The 4299-nt window shown below is 60.5% G+C and carries 6 protein-coding genes; 4 read left to right on the forward strand and 2 right to left on the reverse strand.

Translation table 11 applies throughout. The annotated features are described in order from the left end of the window. A partial coding sequence (locus WCA53_RS10685; protein ID WP_423908951.1) for an aldehyde dehydrogenase family protein occupies positions 1 to 338 on the forward strand: 338 nt, incomplete at its 5' end. A gap of 93 nt (positions 339 to 431) precedes the next feature. On the opposite strand, the gene WCA53_RS10690 is transcribed toward WCA53_RS10685, so the two are convergent. After that, positions 432 to 740, reverse strand: a complete 309-nt coding sequence (locus WCA53_RS10690; protein ID WP_423908954.1) for a putative quinol monooxygenase — start codon at positions 738 to 740, stop codon at positions 432 to 434. A 373-nt stretch (positions 741 to 1113) separates the two neighbouring features. On the opposite strand from WCA53_RS10690, the gene WCA53_RS10695 reads away from it, so the two are divergent. After that, positions 1114 to 1836 (forward strand): glycosyltransferase, encoded by a 723-nt coding sequence (locus tag WCA53_RS10695; protein WP_423908957.1) that lies wholly within the window; start codon positions 1114 to 1116, stop codon positions 1834 to 1836. 106 nt (positions 1837 to 1942) lie between these two features. On the opposite strand, the gene WCA53_RS10700 is transcribed toward WCA53_RS10695, so the two are convergent. After that, positions 1943 to 2446, reverse strand: a complete 504-nt coding sequence (locus WCA53_RS10700) for a DUF421 domain-containing protein (protein ID WP_423908960.1) — start codon at positions 2444 to 2446, stop codon at positions 1943 to 1945. Positions 2447 to 2528: 82 nt separating this feature from the next. Here WCA53_RS10700 and WCA53_RS10705 point away from each other — a divergent pair, with 82 nt between their 5' ends. After that, positions 2529 to 3026 (forward strand): low affinity iron permease family protein, encoded by a 498-nt coding sequence (locus WCA53_RS10705; protein ID WP_423908963.1) that lies wholly within the window; start codon positions 2529 to 2531, stop codon positions 3024 to 3026. Between the two features lie 62 nt (positions 3027 to 3088). Beyond that, positions 3089 to 4114, forward strand: coding sequence for an acyl-CoA dehydrogenase family protein (locus tag WCA53_RS10710; RefSeq protein ID WP_423908968.1), 1026 nt, complete (start codon positions 3089 to 3091; stop codon positions 4112 to 4114). Positions 4115 to 4299 lie beyond the last annotated feature (185 nt).

The raw sequence follows: 4299 nt of genomic DNA on the forward strand, positions 1-4299 counted from the left end.
ATATGAGCATCTATCGAGAAGAGATTTTCGGGCCGGTCCTGTCGGTGGTCCGCGTGCCTGATCTCGCGAGTGCGATAGCGCTTGTCAACGCGCACGAACTGGGGAACTGTGTAACGCTTTTCACCTCGAACGGCGGCGCGGCACGCACATTCATCCGGCAGATTCAGGTGGGCATGGTGGGCATCAACATACCGAGTCCGGTGCCCGCGGCGTGGCATTCGTTCGGCGGCTGGAAGCGATCGCTGTTCGGCGATCATCACCAGTACGGCCAGGAGGCGGTGCGCTTTTACACGCGCTACAAGAGTGTCATGCAGCGCTGGCCCGACAGCATCGCCTAAGGACGTAATAGTCGGTGCGGGCACGGCCGGATACGTGCTCGCTAACCGCGTGCACACGACGGCCTACTATCCCACGCCCGGCGAGTCGGCGCCTTAGCAGGCTTGCAGCACATTGATAACACGGCTAGCGAGCAACGGCTTGGTATTGCGTGCATATTCGGCCATATGCGCAGAGGCGCCATGCGCCTTCAACGCTTCGGCGTTTTCCCAGCGCTCGATTACTGCAAATGTGTCATTGCCGAGCGGCGTCTGAATACTGCCGAAGTTCGGTACGTCGATTACCGCCTCGTAGCTGATGCATCCATTTTCCGCGAGCACCGCCGGCTGGTTCCTGCTGAATAGTGCCAGCACGGCGTCGCGTTGACCGGGCTGCGCAATGATAGTGGCGATGACGTGAATCATAAGGGCATTCTCCTTTCGTAGTTCGGCATGGATTACCGGGGCCCAATCATAGCCGCGTTCTGCCACCTATGGCAAACGGGGACCAAACCGTTAGGTACGCTAAAGTTTTGATAGACGGATGGTACGGCACATCAGATTAACAATCGTTTTGCAATTAATAGCGCAGTAACAGTGACCGCCACCGGTGGAAGCGACGGTAAGGCGTGCGCGGAATCTAGAGAAATCGACCGGCCGGATCAAAGATATCTATTAGAAGGGGATGCGGGTTCCGGCGAATTGAGCACGGGTTCGATTCACCTTTCCCGATCCGACCTTGTAGGCATGGCGCTTGCCCCTGTGGGCCTTGAGCTTTGCCGACAAGTTTGGAGACAAGATGATCGCTGCCATCGTGCCCGCACATAACGAAGCTAACACCATCGAGGTTTGCATCAAGGCAGTCTTGCGCGCTCTATGCCATCCGGACTTGAAAGACGAAGAGTCTGTGGTCATTGTGGTGGCCGATGCGTGTGACGATGCAACAGGTTCCATTGCGCGTGAGCTCGGTGCCAACGTGCTCGCCACGGACGCTCGCAATGTCGGGATCGCGCGGCGGGAGGGCGCGCGCGTCGCGATTGCACTAGGCGCTCGGTGGCTCGCCTTTACTGATGCCGACACCGTCGTGTGCCCGGACTGGCTTGTCCAGCAGATCGCGTGCGAAAGCGACGCGGTGTGCGGTGTGGTTAGCGTCGAAGATTGGTCCGCGCATAACAACGCGGTTCGTCGCGATTTTGCAGCCACGTATCGCGACGCGGACGGACACCGTCATATTCATGGGGCGAATCTGGGGGTATCTGCTGCGGCTTACCTTCGCGCAGGCGGGTTTCCGCCGATTGAAACAAGCGAAGATGTGGCGCTGGTTGAGGCTCTGCTGGCAAACGGCGAGAACGTCGCCTGGAGTGCTGCGGCGAGGGTCGTGACCAGCGCACGGGTGGATTTCAAGGCGCCGGCAGGGTTCGGCGCGACCTTGCTCAAGAGGGCGCGTCAATGCGCAGCGCCGCTCCTTGGGGAGCCTGAAATAGCTGAGTTGGACGAGCCAGAGATCGCAGTCGCTAGCTGAGCGGAGGCGCGAAGAGGCCCGCTCACCGGACCGATCCCGCGCCAAGCTTTGCGGCAGCGACGCTTGGTCTGGCTTCATGGCCCGCGTACTAGAACTTGGCGGGGACTCACTGCTGTGGCGTGTCCGTCTTGCGGATAATGCTTATCTCGCCGTTACGCTCGAGAATTGCGCTTCGCACTCTATCCAGTCCATGGACGCCCAATTCCTGGCGAACTGTCTCCAGGACGTCGGTCCTCGAAACGAGCGCGGCCAACATCTCTCGCTCATTAAATTTCCCGTCGCGGTAGACCTCCCGCTCGACGCCTCCGACGAGCTGTTCCACTGTCCGTGACCACCCGCACGCCCACGCGAGCGCACGATGTACCAGCACTATAACGAGCGAAGCGACGAGGGTGGGGACAGCGGGGGAGGCGCCGACGATAACGCGGCTTAGCGTAGCGCCGAGCAGGATGGCGACAACATAGTCGAAAGGTGAGCGCTGCCCGAAGGAACGGCGCCCTGAAATACGGATAAGACTAAGTGTGGCGAAGAAGATGGCTGCGGCTCGCATGCCCATTTGTAACGAATTCAGATCTTTTCCCTCACCGAATAATGCCACGAGCCCTTGCATGTTTGCCTCCTCCTGCGAGCATTGATTTTAGTTTGGCACGAGAGTTGCTGACTAGGTTCGTCTATTGTTTTAGGAGTCCGCCATGAACACTCGCACCGCACAGTCGTCACCGACGGACGAGCTTGACACCGTGCCCGACACGTCTAGCCCAGCGTACGCCTCCCAACACCCTTTGGCCCGCGCCTTCGATAGATTCGCGAGCCTGGTCACCCGCTGGGCCGGGTCGCCGACGGCCTTTTGCATGGCGGTGCTGACCGTTGCCGCATGGGTAATCACGGGGCCGATATTTCACTACTCGGATGGATGGCAACTGGTTATTAATACCGGCACGACTATCGTCACGTTCCTCATGGTTTTCCTGATTCAGCAGAGCCAGAACAAGGATAGCGTCGCGCTTCACCTGAAACTTAACGAGTTACTGTCGTCGCACCGCGCCGCGAGCAATCGACTCATCGGCATTGAGGACGCATCCGAAGAAGAGCTGCGCCGGCTCGCTGCGGTGTATCTCCGGATATCAACAAAAACGCCCGAGGCCGACGCAGTCCTCCCGAAAGCCGAACCCTCGTTGCCGACGACCTGAGCCGGGCACACCACTTGCGCGGCGGATCTCCTGGTGATGTCCTCTCGTTCTGCAGTCACGCCATGCCAAATCATTCCAACGAATATTCTGCACTCGATGACACGCTGGACAAGCTGGATCTTCCGTGCCGCAGCGTCAGCACACTTGAGCGGGCCAGCGCCGCGTTGATCGAAGCGGCTTATCCCCTGCCGCTGCCGGGCCAAGGTGCGACGCTCGCGCGCTGGCGTGTCCTTGCAGCAATCGCCGGCCGCGACCTGTCACTGGTGAAGATCTACGAGTCGCATACGGACGCGCTCGCGATTCTTGCCGAACTCCGCGCACCGATTCAGCCTGCGACCGGTCGCATCTGGGCTGTATGGGCGGCAGAACCTCCTGACGCGGTCTTGCACGCGGAGCGCCAAGGGGATGCGGTGCTGACCCTCACTGGCACCAAAGCGTGGTGCTCCGGAGCGGCGTTCGTGACTGATGCACTTGTCACCTGCCGCGACTCGCATGGGGAAAAATGGCTTGCTGCAGTTAACCTCCGGCAGCCCGGTGTCCGGGTAACCGAGCGAGGTTGGCACGCGGTCGGCATGGCAGCAACCCAAAGTGTTGAGGTCGAGTTCGACGGCGTACCCACGATACCCGTTGGCGTATCGGGCGAGTATCTGAGCCGGCCAGGCTTCTGGCAGGGTGGAGCGGGTATCGCGGCGTGCTGGTATGGCGCCGCGGCCGCGCTCGGGAATGCCTTGCGGCAAGCGGTAGCGCGTAGGGAGGATCCGTATCGGTGGGCACACCTGGGGACCGTCGATGCCGCGCTGAGCGGTGCTGCCACAGTGCTGCGCGACGCCGCTGAGTGGATCGACAATGACCCGCACGGCAATGCGATGACAGTCGCGCTCCGGTCCCGCAGCGTGACGGAACGGGCGGTCAGCACCGTTCTGGAAGCGACAGGGCGGGCATTGGGTGCAACGCCCTTTTGTCGCGACCGCTGGTTTGCGCAGATGAGTGCCGACTTGCCGGTGTTTGTGCGGCAGAGCCACGCAGAACATGATCTCGCCGCGCTGGGCCGGTTGGTGGCACGCGATTACGATGACTGGTCGCTCTGATCACGGGCCTCAAAACCGGACGAGTCGGCGTTGAACTATAGGTCGCTCGGGCATCAAAATTGCATCTATGAAGTGCAGATATTCGCAGCAATAATCGCCTGCCTATTCACGCACCACGCACGCATGCCGCCATTGCGTCTCAACGCCGACATCTAGACAGAGCCGACATTCAGAGAGAGCGTTGC

Source organism: Caballeronia sp., from assembly GCF_049581465.1.
Taxonomy (GTDB): domain Bacteria; phylum Pseudomonadota; class Gammaproteobacteria; order Burkholderiales; family Burkholderiaceae; genus Caballeronia.